The 15,529-nt window shown below is 54.4% G+C and carries 13 protein-coding genes; 2 read left to right on the top strand and 11 right to left on the bottom strand.

What is annotated here, in order from left to right; translation table 11 throughout:
• The first annotated feature begins 39 nt into the window (after window positions 1-39).
• The gene (locus tag AC0VXT_RS15235) at window positions 40-1,134 is read left to right on the top strand and encodes a response regulator (protein WP_475546090.1); all 1,095 of its coding nucleotides are present in this window, start codon (window positions 40-42) and stop codon (window positions 1,132-1,134) included.
• On the opposite strand, the gene asnB is transcribed toward AC0VXT_RS15235, so the two are convergent.
• Together asnB and AC0VXT_RS15245 are read right to left on the bottom strand one after the other, a co-directional pair.
• A complete protein-coding gene (gene asnB, locus AC0VXT_RS15240; RefSeq protein WP_475546091.1) occupies window positions 1,102-3,036 on the bottom strand; it encodes an asparagine synthase (glutamine-hydrolyzing) in 1,935 nt (644 codons plus the stop codon). The genes AC0VXT_RS15235 and asnB overlap by 33 nt on opposite strands.
• A gap of 30 nt (window positions 3,037-3,066) precedes the next feature.
• Window positions 3,067-3,333, bottom strand: coding sequence for a ribbon-helix-helix domain-containing protein (locus AC0VXT_RS15245; RefSeq protein WP_475546092.1), 267 nt, complete (start codon window positions 3,331-3,333; stop codon window positions 3,067-3,069).
• Window positions 3,334-3,668: 335 nt separating this feature from the next.
• Here AC0VXT_RS15245 and AC0VXT_RS15250 point away from each other — a divergent pair, with 335 nt between their 5' ends.
• A complete protein-coding gene (locus AC0VXT_RS15250) occupies window positions 3,669-4,448 on the top strand; it encodes a phosphodiesterase (protein ID WP_475546093.1) in 780 nt (259 codons plus the stop codon).
• A gap of 6 nt (window positions 4,449-4,454) precedes the next feature.
• Here AC0VXT_RS15250 and queG read toward each other — a convergent pair whose 3' ends face one another.
• From queG to AC0VXT_RS15295, 9 genes are all read right to left on the bottom strand, one after another.
• The gene (gene queG, locus AC0VXT_RS15255) at window positions 4,455-5,615 is read right to left on the bottom strand and encodes a tRNA epoxyqueuosine(34) reductase QueG (RefSeq protein ID WP_475546094.1); all 1,161 of its coding nucleotides are present in this window, start codon (window positions 5,613-5,615) and stop codon (window positions 4,455-4,457) included.
• Between the two features lie 114 nt (window positions 5,616-5,729).
• Entirely contained in the window at window positions 5,730-8,252 is a 2,523-nt protein-coding gene (locus AC0VXT_RS15260) for a TonB-dependent siderophore receptor (protein WP_475546095.1), read from the bottom strand.
• A gap of 148 nt (window positions 8,253-8,400) precedes the next feature.
• Entirely contained in the window at window positions 8,401-9,450 is a 1,050-nt protein-coding gene (locus tag AC0VXT_RS15265; RefSeq protein ID WP_475546096.1) for a FecR family protein, read from the bottom strand.
• A 97-nt stretch (window positions 9,451-9,547) separates the two neighbouring features.
• On the bottom strand, window positions 9,548-10,072 hold the full coding sequence (locus AC0VXT_RS15270; protein WP_475546097.1) for an RNA polymerase sigma factor: 525 nt from the start codon (window positions 10,070-10,072) through the stop codon (window positions 9,548-9,550).
• A 194-nt stretch (window positions 10,073-10,266) separates the two neighbouring features.
• Window positions 10,267-10,734 carry a preQ(1) synthase gene (gene queF / locus AC0VXT_RS15275; RefSeq protein ID WP_475546098.1) on the bottom strand — a complete coding sequence of 156 codons (468 nt, stop codon included), beginning with the start codon at window positions 10,732-10,734 and terminating at the stop codon, window positions 10,267-10,269.
• 11 nt (window positions 10,735-10,745) lie between these two features.
• The gene (gene tgt, locus AC0VXT_RS15280; RefSeq protein ID WP_475546099.1) at window positions 10,746-11,888 is read right to left on the bottom strand and encodes a tRNA guanosine(34) transglycosylase Tgt; all 1,143 of its coding nucleotides are present in this window, start codon (window positions 11,886-11,888) and stop codon (window positions 10,746-10,748) included.
• A gap of 6 nt (window positions 11,889-11,894) precedes the next feature.
• Window positions 11,895-12,947: a tRNA preQ1(34) S-adenosylmethionine ribosyltransferase-isomerase QueA gene (queA, locus tag AC0VXT_RS15285; protein ID WP_475546100.1), complete on the bottom strand. Its 1,053-nt coding sequence runs from the start codon at window positions 12,945-12,947 to the stop codon at window positions 11,895-11,897.
• A gap of 93 nt (window positions 12,948-13,040) precedes the next feature.
• Window positions 13,041-13,595, bottom strand: a complete 555-nt coding sequence (locus tag AC0VXT_RS15290; RefSeq protein WP_475546101.1) for a VUT family protein — start codon at window positions 13,593-13,595, stop codon at window positions 13,041-13,043.
• Between the two features lie 233 nt (window positions 13,596-13,828).
• Entirely contained in the window at window positions 13,829-15,358 is a 1,530-nt protein-coding gene (locus tag AC0VXT_RS15295) for an inorganic phosphate transporter (protein ID WP_475546102.1), read from the bottom strand.
• Window positions 15,359-15,529: the final 171 nt, after the last annotated feature.

Below are 15,529 nucleotides of genomic sequence, written 5' to 3' on the forward strand. Positions count from 1 at the left end.
TTTGGTAAGGGACTGGGCACCGAATCGACAAGGTGGCCAATGAATAACCAGATCATCGAAGCACTGGCACAAACACAAGCCGGCATCGCATTGTTCGATGCCGACGAACGTATTGTGTATGCCAATCCTGCTTGGGAACAGCTCATTACCGGCGTTGCCGAAGAAGACCTTCTGTTTAACGAAACCGAACTGCCTGAAGGCGGGATGATTTCGGTCTGTTTCGTTAAACCACAGGCCGCCCCGCCCCCGTCGATGCGCCTGAACGCTTCCGCCAACGACAGCAACATCGGTACCGTCATCATTGCCGATGACAGCGAAAGCAACCGCATGGTCGCACGGCGCATTTTACAATCCGAGGGATACACCATTGTCGAGGCCAGCAACGGGCAAACTGTGCTCAATATGCTGCGCCGTGGCGTGGCGGCGGACTTAATCCTGATGGATGTTGAAATGCCCGACATGGACGGGCTGCACACCACACGGCGTATTCGCCATATGCAGGGCCCCGTTTCCCACACACCGATCATCGCCCTGTCGGCGCATCAATCGCGGGACTGGAATGTCATTGCCCGCCAATCGGGTGTGGATGAATTTATCAACAAACCGATCCAGCGTGGCCCGCTTCTTGAAACCATTCGCGACCTGATTACGCGGGCCCCCGTTAACAAGCTCAAACAAAACAACCTGCCATCGCCGCCGCCGGTCCTACGCAGCAAAAGTGCGCGGCTGGGCAAACGGATGCGTCCAGAATCACCAACAAGCCCCGTCCTTGATATCCGCGTCCTTGAACAGCTTTACAACGATGCCGGGGACGAAGGGGCGCGCTGCGGGATTGATATTTTCATCAATGAAACCGAATCCCGTCTGGTCAAAATCGACAAGGCCCTGTCAGAAGACGATTTATCGACGGTGCGCAGCGAAGTTCACGTCCTCAAAAGCACATCCGGCACCTTTGGCCTGCGCCAATTGTCCGAACTCTGCGCAACCACCCAAACGATTTTCGACGAAGACGAGATTGATGAAGGGCACGTCACTGCCCTGTCACGTCAGGTGGTTCAACTTGCCCCGACGGCACTGACGGCCTTGAACCTCTATCGCCGGTCACGAAGCTGGGGCGATGACGCCCGCGCTTAATGGCGGGAATGATTGCTGTGCCAATACCGGCTGGCGCTTAACCGACCCATCGTTTAACCACATCTGCCAGACCATCAACGCCCACAGGGTCAGGGCAACATCAGGCGCGCGCCCTGATATGGCCCGTTGCCAATAAACAGCGCGTGCATCCTTGGGCACATCAAACCCATCAAAAAGGGCCGCCCAAGTGGCCTCGGTATCACCCCAGACATGACGACAGACCTTTGCCAGCCAGTCCGCTGTTGGCGGGTTAAAGCCGATCTTTGGGCGATTGATATGCTCCTTGGGTAAATAGGGGGCGACAACCGCGCGCCAGATATCCTTACCCCCGCGATGCATGTGCTGTTTGGCGTCAATCCCCGCCGCCGCACGCACCACATCATGCCCAAGCAACGGCAACCGGTACTCAACGCCAAACGCCATGCCCATCCGGTCCGACATCATCAATTGATTACCCGGAAGCGTCACATCGCGATCAAACGCCATCATCAGAGCCGCCAACCCATCAGCATCAGCACCATCAACATCCTGTATATATTTGACCAACCCGGTCTTAAGTTCCGGCACCGCACATCTGTTGTTCCACACTTCAAACGCACGACTGGCATCGCCTTGCCCGCCCTCAAGGAACCGCACCATATTGCCCGACCTGTTGCCCCCGGCGATCTGGGCAATCATCCGACGAACCGACACCGGCACAAAACGCCAATATTGATCAAACAACCGTGCGCCCTGATACCGTGGGTAGCCGCCAAACAGCTCATCCCCGCCATCGCCCGACAAACAGACTTTTGCATGGCCTCCAACCACACGTGACAGGCTGCGCATCAAAACCACGGATGGATTGGCAAACGGCTCGCCAACACTGTGCAGGGCCTTTTGCAATTCATCAAAAATCTCATGCGGTTTTTCCGGCGCGGACACGACATGAATCTCTTGCCCCAGATGACGCGCAAGCCTTTGTGCTGCGCGCGTTTCATCCATCGCCGGGTCGTTAAACCCCATCACGAACCCCGTCGGTGGCACCTGTCCGCGTTCGCGCGCAATCGAACAGGCCATCGCGGCAATACCAGCACTATCAAGCCCGCCAGATATCAACGTTGCGACCGGACAATCCGCATCCATCGCATCTGCCACCGATTGCCACACGGCACCATGCAGCTTTGCGGTCAGATCGGTTTGCGTACGTGGGAGATTATGCGTCGATGTTGTCCGCTTTACCGGATGGGAAATTTCATCGTTTTTAATCTGCCCATTCTGCCACCGCAAAACCTGCCCGGGCGGCACCAAACGCACATCAACAGTCCCGGTTTCAGGTGATGGTACAAACAAATGTGCAAAATAGTGCGCGCGCACCGTCTCATCGCGGTGCAATGGCTCAAAGGCAGAAAGTACTGATGGTTCAGACGCAAAAGCAAGATGCCCACCGGGGCGGTTCATCACATAAAACGGCTTGATGCCAAGCGGATCGCGCGCCAGATACAAAACCGCCTGATCCCGGTCCCATAAGGCCAGCGCATACTGCCCGGAAAGCTGCGCCAATGCCCCCGCAATATCATCGCCATCAACCGTAATCGCACGGATCAAAAGATGTAAAACAAGTTCCGCATCACTGTGACTTCGCACCGAAACGCCGGTTTTCTTTAACGCGGCAAGTGCACGGCGATGCCCCGCGATATAGCCATTAAAGACCAGCACAAACCGCCCATCGGCCGAGGTGACGGGTTGCGCGCCGTCAGGGGAAACATCCGTCGTTGCAAGGCGCGCACATCCGATTGCACACCGATGATCGGGATCACACCAAATGTCCTGACCGTCAGGACCACGATGGGAAAGATGGTTCAAGGCATCGGATAAAAAAGCCTGGTCGTTTTTTGCCGTCGCCCCCGCAATACCGCACATTGCCCTGTTCCCGATCTATGGCACCCGCGTTTATTCGACGTCCCCGTCCAACGCAGGATCAGAACCGCGATCAGATGCCTCTGCCAACCGCGCCTGAAGATCACGCAGGATATAAAGCCGCAAGGCACTCGACAGGTTGCCATCGCGCGTACTGTCAATTTCGACCACCAGTTCCGCCAAGGTCACCGCCCGCCGTTCCGCAAGCCCCACCAGTTCCTGCCAGAAGGCGTCTTCAAGTGAAAAGCTGGTGCGATGCCCGGCAATTGTCACTGATCTTTTACGAACGGTATCATCCATGACATTTATAACTTTGCACGTACTTCGAAAACGGACATGGTTTCAGTAGAGCCTATTCCATTTAGATTGCATCGTTTTGTTTGCGTTTGGCGAATTGTTTGGCAAGGCACGGCGTGCAGGGCGATGCGGCGCATCGTTCAAACGGCATAACGCTGCCAAACGTCGCCAAACACAAACCCTTCGGGCCTGGATCACCTTCTGCCCCGCAGCGTCAAAGGTCTTGACCGTAGCACCGCTACGCTCGGCGAACCTTTCCTTGCAGCACAGAAGGTGATCTCCGGCAAAACGGTGCAATCTAAATGGAATAGGCTCTAGGATCATGATAGGGCATCGCCATGAAATTTATACATCTTTCCGATACGCATATTCTCGCACGTGATGATTATTCGCGCCATCCCGATGCCGCAGCCACGCTCGGCAAAATCATTGGCGAGATTAACAAATACCACCGCGATGCCGCGATTTGCGTCGTCACCGGCGACATCACCCATCACGGCCATCCAGAACAGTATGAACAGGCAATTGCCATTCTGGGCGATCTTGCCATTCCCTATATCCTGATCCCCGGAAACCATGACGAACGGGCGGCGTTCAAACAGGCCTTTCCCGACACCCCGGTGGATGAAAACGGCTTTATCAATCACGGACACACATTTGGTGGGGTAAGGTTTGTGATGATGGACAGCATCGTTCCCGGCGCCCATCACGGCACTTTATGCCAGCATCGTCTGGACTGGCTGCGCAATGAGCTAAATGTCCACCGTGACACCCCAACCTTCCTGTTTATGCATCATCCCCCGTTTGAAATGGGCCTGCCGTTTATGGACACCATCCGTCTCGACGCTGATCAGGAACTGGCCGAAATCGTTACCGCCAACCCACAGATCAAACATCTGTTCTTTGGCCATTTGCACCGCCCGGCAACCGGAACATGGCAAGGTGTGCCCTTCCTTCTGGCTGCCAGTACGCAATGCGGCGAACCGCTTGATTTCCGTCATGAGAAAGAAGAAGACCTCGAAGACCGCAATCGGCTTAATCCGGGGTATGGCATTGCCTTTGCCGACAGTACCGGCGGGCTTCGCTACCATTTCGACTTCATCAAATTTGATCTGTAAATGCGATCAGGCGGCTTGGGTTGCCTGATCCCATTCATCACGTACAACCGGGTTTTCTTCCCCCGTGTAATGATCTGATTTAAGCGTGGCAAACGCATCGGGCGACATCAGTTGCGTTAAAGCCCAAACCGCACTGGCCCGGATCAGGCTGCTTTCATCGGCCAACAGATTTTCCACACGCGGGATCAGGCTTTCGGACCCGCTATTGCCCACCGCAATCAAAACATTGCGCAGGAACTTGGCCCGGCCAATCCGCTTGATCGGTGATCCGGTAAAGAACGCCCGAAATTCCGCGTCATCAAGCTCAAGGAAATCGGCCAACCGGGGGGCTGTCAGCTCTGCGCGCGGGATAAAGGCCAGTTCTTCGGTCCGCGAAGCGAACTTATTCCACGGGCAGGCCGCCAGACAATCGTCACAGCCATAAATCCGGTTGCCCATCGCACGGCGAAACTGGTGCGGGATTACGTCATCATGCTCGATGGTCAGGTATGAAATACATTTGCGCGCATCAAGCTTATACGGGGCTGGAAACGCATCGGTCGGACAGGCCGCAACGCATTTTGAACAGGATCCGCAATGATCAATTTCCGGCGTGGCCTCCTCAAACTCAAGGGTTGTGAACACCTCGCCCAGAAACAGCCAACTGCCAAATTCGCGGGACACCAGATTGGTGTGTTTACCCTGCCAGCCAATCCCGGCCGATTGACCCAACGGCTTTTCAAGAACCGGCGCGGTATCGACAAACACCTTGACCTGTTCACCACCTGCCCCTGATTTTTGCGCCTGTTCCATCAACCAGCGTGCCAGTTGTTTCAGGCGCTTTTTGATCAGGTCGTGGTAATCCTTGTTCTTGGCATAGACTGAAATCATCGCCCTGTCGGGATGGTCGAGCAACGCCATCGGATTTTCCGCCGGGCCATAATTACTGCCCAGCACAATCACGGATTTCACATCCGGCCACAACGCCACCGGATCACGGCGGCGCGGCAACCGTTCGGGATCATTCATCCAGTCCATCGATCCGTATTCCCCACCCGCAACAAACTCATCGAGCCGCTTCTGATTGCGCGCATCAATGCTCGGACGCGCCACACCACAGACGTCAAAGCCGATTTCACGGGCTTTGGCCTGAAGCATTTCAAGCGTGATGGCAGTAGTAACTGTCATGGCGGAATTTCGGGTTCACTCTGTTCTCTCTCTTCTCAGCCTTATATCGTCATCTAACCAAAACGCAAAAGGCCGCAGCAAAAAGCTGCGGCCTTTGAAAACAGTCCGGGATGCCTAGAACTTGTACCGCAAGGTTCCAACGATGGAACGCGCATCCCCAAAATAACAGTTCGCAAGCGTATAACAGGATGCGATGTATTCCTCATCCAGCAGATTATTCACATTGAGCCTGAAGTCGAGATCATCCAACCCGACATAAGCAAGATCATAGTTCAGTGCAAAATCCAGAACGGCATAATCCGGGACCTTCTGCGTATTGGTCACATTTGCCCAAGTTTCACCGACATACCGAACACCACCGCCCAGACCAAGCCCGTTCAGCGGACCTGACAAGAACTGATAGTGTCCCCAAAGGGATGCCATATGTTCAGGCACCTGCATGGATTGCTTGCCATCCTTGCTATCACCGGGCGCATCATATTGCGTATCGGTGTAGGTATAGCTTGCAATAAGATCAATGTTGTCATTGATCCGACCACGCGCTTCAAGTTCAAGTCCACGGCTTTCAAGCGACCCTGCCGGGTCATACGCCGTAGTGGTTGAATTATACAATGCAACATTGTCCTGCCGAATATCAAAGACAGCAGCACTCAATAAGATATCGTCCCCTTCCGGCTGGTACTTGATACCGGCTTCGTATTGCGTGCCTTCGGTGGGTTCAATTGGATCCCCATTTGAATCAGAAAGCAGGCTCGGATCAAAAGATTCGGAATAGCTGACATAGGGCGCAATACCGTTATCAAACAAATATAACAAACCGGCATTTTTCGTCAGTTTTTCACGGTCCTGACCTGTTCGCGTATCGTCAAGCCTGCTCAGATTTGATGTTTCCAGCCAATCATGACGCAGTCCAAGCGAGAACCGCCAGTTTTCATAGGCGAATTGATCCTGAAGATAGACCCCCGTCTGCTCCAGCTCCTTGGTGTTTAGCTTGTAAGGCGTTCCAAATGTCACGTTTGAACCACTATAAACCGGATTAAACGCATTAATATTGGATGCCGTTTCGTACCAGTAATTGGTCCGCGCCCGGCGATGCTGATAATCAAGACCTGCCAGTACTGTGTGATCTATCTGACCTGTGGAAAAATTGCCCTCAATCTGGTTGTCACTGCTCAAAGCGCGCAAGGTTTCGTCGCCACCATAGTAAGTACGAGTGAGTTCATTTGACGTCCCAGACCACCCTGTCTGGTACACCTGATCAATATCAACACTGGAATCGAGATATCTGAGCTTGTGGCGCAACGTCCAGTCCCGGTCAAAATCATGCTCAAACTCGTAACCGACCATGTTCTGAACACGGTCAAACTTTTCCAGATCAGGATCGCCGTCAAAGAAACTTCGCGAAATATACTGACCATTGCGTGGATAAAGCGTTCCCTCTGCCGGTACGCCGTTATGCCATCCCCCTTCCGGGTCACGCTGTAAATATGCCTGCACGGTCAAGCGGGTATCATCGGTAAAATTCGCGGTTAAGGACGGTGCAAGAACGTAGCGTTCCTCTTCGACATAATCGAATTGTGTATCTTGCGCATCCGCCTTGCCAACAACCCGGTAGGCCAGCCTGTCACCTTCGGTCAGTGGCCCTGTCACATCAAACGCCACAGCACGCTGGTTCCGGTTACCATAAGACACCTCGACCTCGCCCTTTTGTTCGAACTCCGGCGTTTTACTTGAAAGGGAAACCAATCCCCCCGGTGAACTGCGGCCATACAGAACCGATGCCGGTCCTTTCACAACATCGGCACGATCAATGAAATACGGATCGACCTGCATCGAGCTATAGGTCGAATTATCGCCCATCATCTGCATGCCATCGAGATAGACATTATCGACGCTGTTTTCGGTCATGCCGCGCATGACAACATAATCATACCGGCTCGTGGCACCGAACTGTTCGGCAAAGACACCCGGCGTATAGCGCACCGCATCCATAACACTCTGGGACCCCTGATCCGTAATCTGGTCGCTGGTTACAGTTGAAATGGACTGTGGTGTTTCAAGGATTGGCGTTGCGGTTTTGGTCCCGGCCTGGGACTGTGTCGCGAGGTATCCCACAACAGGACCATCGGCCTGCTCATCGATGGCATTTGCATCAACACGCACCGGATCAAGCACGTTCTCACCGCTGGCTGCAACCTTTTCAATCGTGATCGTGCCACCATCGGTATAGCGCCATGTAAAACCGGTGCCGCTCAAAAGCGCGCCAAGGGCCGCATCAACCGACATTTCCCCCTGAAGGGCCTGTGCTTCAAGCCCATCCAGTCCTTCGGACGGAAAGAACAGTTTCACATCGGCCTGATCGGCAAAGCTGGTCAGCGCACGGTCAAGATCCTGTGCCGGAATATCAAGCGTCACCAGCGTTGACTGTGCAATTTCAACACTCTGGGCAATCTCAATACTCTGGACATCCGTGTCCAGCGCAGCCGCCATTGCCTGCCATGGGCTGGTTGCGACAACCCCGGAAATAAGGGTGGTCGCCACAAGACGGCGCACCCACTGATTGCGCATATCCCCTGCGTGGTGAACTGACGCCCGATCAACCGTTGTCAGCTTCATCGCATTACCTGAATTCATCATAAGGCCTTCTGGTTAACTTCCCCATTGCGAATGATGTTAATAACTACAATCATTCGCTTTTGACCTTATGACGATTTCGGACAACGAGACTTGCACCCGATTTTTCAACTTTTTTGAAAATATTTCGATGCCCCCGTTTTTTGGGGGCTTAATAGATCACTGTCACAAGCGGCAATGTCAGGACGCTTGCGCCCGTTGTTTGCGTCAGCGACGCCAACAGATCATTAAGTTCGGCGATGTCAAAAACACCCGTGACCTTCAAATCGCGCAGGCGATCCCGCGCAATGATGATCCGGCCAGTCTGGTAACGCTGAACTTCATTAATCACATCGCCAAGCGACCGGCTGTTGAAAATCAGTTTACCGCGTTGCCAACTGCCATAGGTGGCAAGATTGATGTCATCGCGAAGTACCGGCGGCGTTCCAACCTGATACATTGCCCGGTTCCCGGCCACAAGACGCACCGCCTTGCCCGTGCCGTTGCTGACTTCGACAATGCCTTCCTTAACAGTGACCCTGGCTTGATCATCGTCAATCCGCACCCCATACACCGTGCCAACCGCCATGGCTTCACCGCCAATCGCCGAGACGATAAACGGATGGGCTGCGTCCTTGGCAACCTCAAAGATCACCTCACCCGCCGCAAGATCAATGCGCCGCACATCATCGGAATAATCAACCGAAAATGCCGAGGCAGTATTCATATGTGCAACCGTGCCATCGGGCAGTGTCACCACCTCAAACTGTCCGATCCCGGTACTGTAATCGGCATTCCAGCGGGCCAAAATCCCCGTTTCATGCATACCCCCGACAATCGTCAGGACAAGCACCGCACACAGCGATGCCATTGCGATGGCGGCACGACGTGCGGCAAAGCCACCCCGTGATCCAGAAGGTAATGGTCGGCGCCTGCGCGAAGGCACCGCAAGACGGTTGGGCGACGCGGGTTCTGACCCTGTCCAGTTTTGCGCTGCACTGGTGTGATCAACAGCACCCAGCAGATTTTCGGCATCAAGAGCGGCGCGTCGATGGTCATCACTTTGCCCGCGCCATGCGTCAAAAGCAGCATATTCTGCCGCTGTCGCATGTCCCGACCGCAAACGCACAAGCCACTCAATGGCCTGATCGCTCAGCGCGATCATGTCATCGTCATAGGCATCTAGCATTGCTTTCTGGTGCGCGGAGCCATCCGACGTCACAACCCGTATCTCCAAACCTGTTTTGCGACCGTTTCTAAAATCCGGTCTCCCTTGATAAGACGAACGAGCATGCCATCATCGACAAAACTTTTTGACATTATTTTTCGGCCCCGGTCAAAAGCGCATCGCGGCAATGCTTGAGCGCCCGGCCAATATATTTGGCCACCATGCTGTTGGACACCCCCAGACGTTCGGCGATCTCATTGTGCGACAACCCTTCGACCCGAAACATCAAAAGTGCGGCACGTGCGTTTTCCGGCAGTTTTTCCAGTGCCTGATCCAGCAACATGATCTGCTCACGCGATAAAAAAATCGCCTCGGGCCCCGGCTTTGGATCATGGACATTCAGACTGGCATCATCATTGTCAAACCGCGCCGACATCCGCCGATCATGGCGAATACGATCAATCGCAAGGTTCCCCGCCACCCGATAAATATAGGCGCGCGGATTATCTATCTGTTCGGTGGCATCAGATGTTTTGGCAAGCCGCACATAGGTATCCTGCACCACATCGGCCGCACATTGGGAATCACCATTCAGCTTCCGGGTCAAAAACCGCAGAAGCTGTTCATAGTTTTCCTGAAAACTTGCCATCAAGACCGATGCGCTGTGACGCGCCATCATCATTCCCAACCAACAGATACCAAACGTCGCAGGTCATCCCTGCCGCCCCTTCCATTAGCAGGAACCATAAATAATGACAATGAGAATAATTCGCAAATTATACCATTGAAGATACAAACAGCTTTCCGAAACTAAAAAAGGCTGCCTTGTTGCCAAAGCAGCCTTTAATTCTGTTTCTTCCAATACCCGTATCAGCCACGCCCGCGATACGGCGCAACCCCCTGATCGGGGATCCAGACACCTTCTGGTGCCGCATCCGTCTGATAAAACACATCAATCGGAATACCGCCACGCGGATACCAGTACCCGCCAATGCGCAGCCATTTCGGATCAAGGGTTTCGACAATGCGCTTGGCAACCTTGATGGTGCAATCTTCGTGGAACGACCCGTGATTACGGAACGAGGTCAGAAAAAGTTTCAGCGATTTACTTTCCACCAGCCAGTCACCGGGAATGTAATCAATCACCAGATGGGCAAAGTCGGGCTGACCGGTCATCGGGCACAGGGAGGTAAATTCCGGTGCAACAAACCGCACACAGTAATCGGTTCCGGCCTGCGGGTTGGCCACACGTTCCAAAACGGCTTCATCCGGCGATGCGGGCTGTGCTGTATCACTGCCCAGCATGGTCAGATTGTCATAGATCGTCTGATCGGCCATGACGGTTCTCCTTAATCCTCGATAATCGGCACGGGATCAATATCCCCGCCTTCCTGTGCAGCATGGAAATCGCGTGCAAACGCATCCATGCGGCCCTCGGAAATCGCACTCCGCATATCGCGCATCAAATCCTGATAATAGGCAAGGTTATGCCACGTCAGCAGCACGGAACCCAGCATCTCGCCCGCCTTGATCAAATGATGCAAATAGGCGCGCGAATATTTCGTGCAGGCCGGGCACGCACACTGATCATCAAGCGGACGGTCATCATCGCGATGACGCCCGTTCTTAAGGTTCAGCGTCCCCCGATGGGTAAAGGCCTGTGCATTGCGCCCCGAACGGGTCGGCAAAACGCAGTCAAACTGATCAATCCCGCGCATCACAGCACCCACAAGATCAGACGGCTTACCAACCCCCATCAGGTAACGTGGTTTGTTGGTGGGCAACATGTCAACACAAAAATCAAGCGTATCAAACATGATCTGCTGGCCTTCACCCACCGCAAGTCCGCCAACCGAATGCCCCGGCAAATCAAGCTCAGCCAGTTTTTCCGAACTTTCCCGGCGCAAGGCTTCAAACACGCTGCCCTGCTGAATGCCATAAAGCGCATAGCCTTCGCGATTGACAAACGCATCTCTGGACCGTTTGGCCCAGCGCATCGACATCTGCATGCTTTCGCGTGCCTGTTGCTCGGTCGCGGGGAACGGCGTGCATTCATCAAACGCCATGGTGATGGTCGATCCCAGCAAATGCTGAATTTCCATCGACCGTTCCGGCGTCAGGTTAAACTTGCGCCCGTCGATATGGCTTTTGAACGTCACACCGTCTTCAGTGATCTTGCGCAATTTCGCAAGCGACATCACCTGATACCCACCGCTATCGGTCAGGATCGGCTTGTCCCAATTCATGAATTTATGCAGGCCACCAAGGCGCGCAATGCGCTCCGCCCCCGGCCGCAACATCAAATGGTACGTATTGCCCAGCAAAATCTGCGCACCGGTATCCGCAACATTTTCCGGCAACATCGCCTTAACCGTGGCGGCAGTCCCCACTGGCATAAAGGTCGGCGTATCAATCACGCCATGTGCGGTGTGAATACGCCCCAGACGGGCCTTGCCATCGGTCGCAAGCAGTTCATAGCGAAATTCGGTCATCTCGATTTATGTCCGTGCATCAATTTTACTGGCGCATTCAAGCAAGCTGCAATCGCCATAGGAATAGAAACGATATTCGTTTTCGATCGCATGCGCATAGGCTGCCTTCATCCGGTCAAACCCGGCAAAGGCCGACACCAGCATGAACAAGGTCGACCGTGGCAAATGGAAGTTGGTCAACAACATATCCACCGCGCGGAACTTATACCCCGGCGTGATAAAGATGTCGGTTTCGGCCTCGAACGGTTCAACCACCCCGTCTTCGCGTGCCGCACTTTCAAGCAATCGCAACGACGTCGTCCCAACTGCAACAACCCGCCCGCCATTGGCCCGCGTTTCATTGATCAGATTGGCAATTTCAGGGGAAATTGATCCCCATTCCGCATGCATTTTGTGGTTCTCGGTATCATCGACCTTCACCGGCAGGAACGTTCCCGCCCCGACATGCAGCGTAATCGTGCGGCGCTTGATCCCGCGCGCATCAAGGTTCGCCAGCAAGTCCGGGGTAAAGTGCAATCCCGCCGTCGGGGCGGCAACCGCACCATCTTTTTGCGCGAAAATCGTCTGATAATCGGATTTATCCTGATCATCACCACCGGTTTCACGCCGGATATAGGGTGGTAACGGCATCACACCGTATTTCTCAAGGGCGGCAATCAAATCAGCACCGGACTTATTGAACCGCAACACCACTTCGCCGCCGTCCTTTTTATCGAGGACTTCGGCCTCAAATTCATCATTCACCCAGAATATTTCACCAATGCGCAGCTTCTTGGCCGGCTTGGCAAAGGCAACCCATGTGCCAAGGCCTTCCTGCTTATGCAGGGTGACTTCAACCTTTGCCTCGCCCCGCTTGCCAAACAGGCGGGCCGGAATAACCCGGGTGTCGTTTGAAATCAGCAAATCACCGGGACGCAGGATATCAGGCAGTTCGCGCACGATACGGTCTTGGATATCCGCCGCCGACAGGTCAAGCATACGCGCAGCATCACGCGGCGATGCGGGATGTTCGGCAATGCGTTCACGCGGCAATTCGAAATCGAACAGATCGACTTTCATGGATAAGGGCTATTCCAGAACAATGAACAAACAAATGAAGGGGCGTTTTATGCGCCCCTTCGCCAAAAATCACAAGCCACTGGCGTGTGTATATCAGCCCTGTGTTGGCTGCGCTGAACCCACATTCAGGCGCGGTGTCACCACCGCCATCAACAAACGGAACGGTGCAAGACAGGTCAGCGCCATGATCACCTTGGCGGTGAAATCGCCCATGGCCCAAGTATGCCACGGCAAACCGGTGCCCACGAACGCAATGGAAAAGAACAGCGCGGTATCAACAGCCGACCCAATCCCGCTTGAGACAAGCGGCGCTTTCCACCATGTTGCCTGACGCAGCTTGTCAAAGATGGTGACATCAAGCATCTGCGCAATCAGGAAAGCCGACCCCGATGCAATGGCGATGCGTGTGTCTGCAAAGATCAGCGACAACACAACCGCCAACGCAAACCCCGTCAGCACGACAACACGGGCCGCCTTGGCCCCGCGTGCGCGGTTGGTCAGATCCGTCACCAGAAATGCGACCGGATAGGTAAACGCGCCATAGGTCAGCCAATCGGCCAGGACGCCAGGCAGCGGATATTCGACCAGAATATTTGATGCGACAACCGTCGCGGCCATGGCCAGAATGCCGAAAATGATGGCTTTCATCTATCTGTCCTTCAATAAAGTCAACCCCACGCATAACAAATCTCGCGGCCCACTTTATTGGGCGACGATCAAGACCGGGTGCTGTTCGACGTTGTTGGCCGGGTATTTACGCCCGCGGCACGGAGCGGTCAAGGAAAAACGGCGATCAGGGAACCCCTGACCGCCGCTGCAGATCGCTGCACACACCCCGGGGAAATGGGGCATTGTGCCGCGAAACTCTATTCTTTTTGATATTACAACATGATGCCACGAATGGTGAAGAACAGCAGCGCCCCAAGGAACGCGCCAGCTGGAACCGTCACCACCCACGCAGTTGCGATGGTAAATGCATAGTTCCGGCGCACCAGAAGACGCTTGCGCAATTTCTTCTCGGCCTTTTCGGCTTCATTCGGGTCAATCTGACGCAGGGCTTCGATATGCGCATCAACCTCCGCGTTGTCCGATCCATCCACCAGCATCGGCGGGTTCACAACCTGACGACGACGATGATTAAGGCTTTCACGCAGGAAACCAACCCCGAACACCGCACCGACCGCAATGTGGGTCGAGCTGACCGGCAAACCAAGGGCCGATGCGACAATCACGGTCAAAGCTGCCGACAGCGCCACGGTATAGGCACGGATCGGATCAAGCTTGGTGATTTTCGATCCCACCGTCTTGATCAGTTTCGGACCAAACAGGATAAGTCCGGCGGCAATACCAATCGCGCCAATGACCATCACCCAGATCGGGATCGGCGCAGATGTCACGATCTCACCGCTGTTGATACCCGAAACAATGGCCGCCAACGGACCAATCGCGTTGGCAACATCGTTAGACCCATGGGCAAATGACAGAAGGGCGGCCGACGCAACCAGCGGAAGCCGGAACAAGGATGCAATCTCCTTGCGGCGCCCCGTCATATTGGCAGAAGCCCGGAAAACGGCCTTACGGACCGGCAGAACCGTAATGATGAAGGCAGCAATACCAATTGCAATCACAACCGGCGTTTCCACTTTCCAGATTTTCTTAATGCCCTTCATCATCAGATACATGGTGAAGGCCGAAACCATCACACCAACAAGGATGGGCACCCATTTGCGCGCCGCGGCAACCCGGTCGTCTGTATAAAGGATGCGGAACTTGATAAAGGCCAGGAACCCGGCCGCGATCAATCCCCCAAGAACCGGCGAAATCACCCAGCTTGCAGCAATCGTGCCCATGGTCGGCCAATTCACCGCGTCAATGCCAACGGCGGCCATACCAGCGCCCATCACACCACCAACGATGGAATGCGTGGTCGAAACCGGCGCACCAATCCACGTCGCAAGATTAAGCCACAAGGCAGCAGCAAGAAGAGCTGCCATCATTGCCCAGACAAAGGTCTGAGGATCAGGCATCCGGGCAGGATCAATAATGCCGTTCTTGATCGTGCTGACAACATCGCCCCCGGCAATGATCGCACCAGCCGCTTCAAAAACCGCGGCAATCAAAAGCGCGCCAACCATGGTCAGCGCCTTGGACCCCACCGCCGGACCAACATTGTTGGCAACGTCATTGGCCCCGATGTTGAGCGCCATGTAACCGCCAATGACGGCTGCTGCAATCAGGAAACCACTTTGCGGTACCCCGCCCATTTGAAAGGCGACAAACGCGCTACACGCCAGCAGGAACACAAGTGCCAGACCAAGTTTCGCACTGATCGAGGCGGTTTCACCCATCCCCGCATCCATGCGGCGCTGCCACTTGAGGTCCTTATCCAGAGCCGTTTTCTTTACCGACATAATCAACCGTTACCATCAAAGGGAATCGACGCGCGGATCATGTAGAAGCCGGGGCACTTTGTTAAGTTTTTTTTGCCGTTATGTGACAATCAACTACTATGGCAATGTCCCAAAAATAAAACGGCCCCGCACTGCAGGGCCGTTTCAAAGATAAAATCTCAAGGACCGGGA

This window comes from Thalassospira sp. Z349TD_5 (assembly GCF_056173045.1).

What these genes read in the sequence shown, in the direction of transcription:
- AC0VXT_RS15235 (WP_475546090.1), top strand. Translation starts at nt 40, where the DNA reads ATGAATAACCAGATCATCGAAGCACTGGCACAAACACAAGCCGGCATC.
- asnB (WP_475546091.1), bottom strand. Translation starts at nt 3,036, where the DNA reads ATGTGCGGTATTGCGGGGGCGACGGCAAAAAACGACCAGGCTTTTTTA.
- AC0VXT_RS15245 (WP_475546092.1), bottom strand. Translation starts at nt 3,333, where the DNA reads ATGGATGATACCGTTCGTAAAAGATCAGTGACAATTGCCGGGCATCGC.
- AC0VXT_RS15250 (WP_475546093.1), top strand. Translation starts at nt 3,669, where the DNA reads ATGAAATTTATACATCTTTCCGATACGCATATTCTCGCACGTGATGAT.
- queG (WP_475546094.1), bottom strand. Translation starts at nt 5,615, where the DNA reads ATGACAGTTACTACTGCCATCACGCTTGAAATGCTTCAGGCCAAAGCC.
- AC0VXT_RS15260 (WP_475546095.1), bottom strand. Translation starts at nt 8,252, where the DNA reads ATGATGAATTCAGGTAATGCGATGAAGCTGACAACGGTTGATCGGGCG.
- AC0VXT_RS15270 (WP_475546097.1), bottom strand. Translation starts at nt 10,072, where the DNA reads ATGGCGCGTCACAGCGCATCGGTCTTGATGGCAAGTTTTCAGGAAAAC.
- queF (WP_475546098.1), bottom strand. Translation starts at nt 10,734, where the DNA reads ATGGCCGATCAGACGATCTATGACAATCTGACCATGCTGGGCAGTGAT.
- tgt (WP_475546099.1), bottom strand. Translation starts at nt 11,888, where the DNA reads ATGACCGAATTTCGCTATGAACTGCTTGCGACCGATGGCAAGGCCCGT.
- queA (WP_475546100.1), bottom strand. Translation starts at nt 12,947, where the DNA reads ATGAAAGTCGATCTGTTCGATTTCGAATTGCCGCGTGAACGCATTGCC.
- AC0VXT_RS15290 (WP_475546101.1), bottom strand. Translation starts at nt 13,595, where the DNA reads ATGAAAGCCATCATTTTCGGCATTCTGGCCATGGCCGCGACGGTTGTC.
- AC0VXT_RS15295 (WP_475546102.1), bottom strand. Translation starts at nt 15,358, where the DNA reads ATGTCGGTAAAGAAAACGGCTCTGGATAAGGACCTCAAGTGGCAGCGC.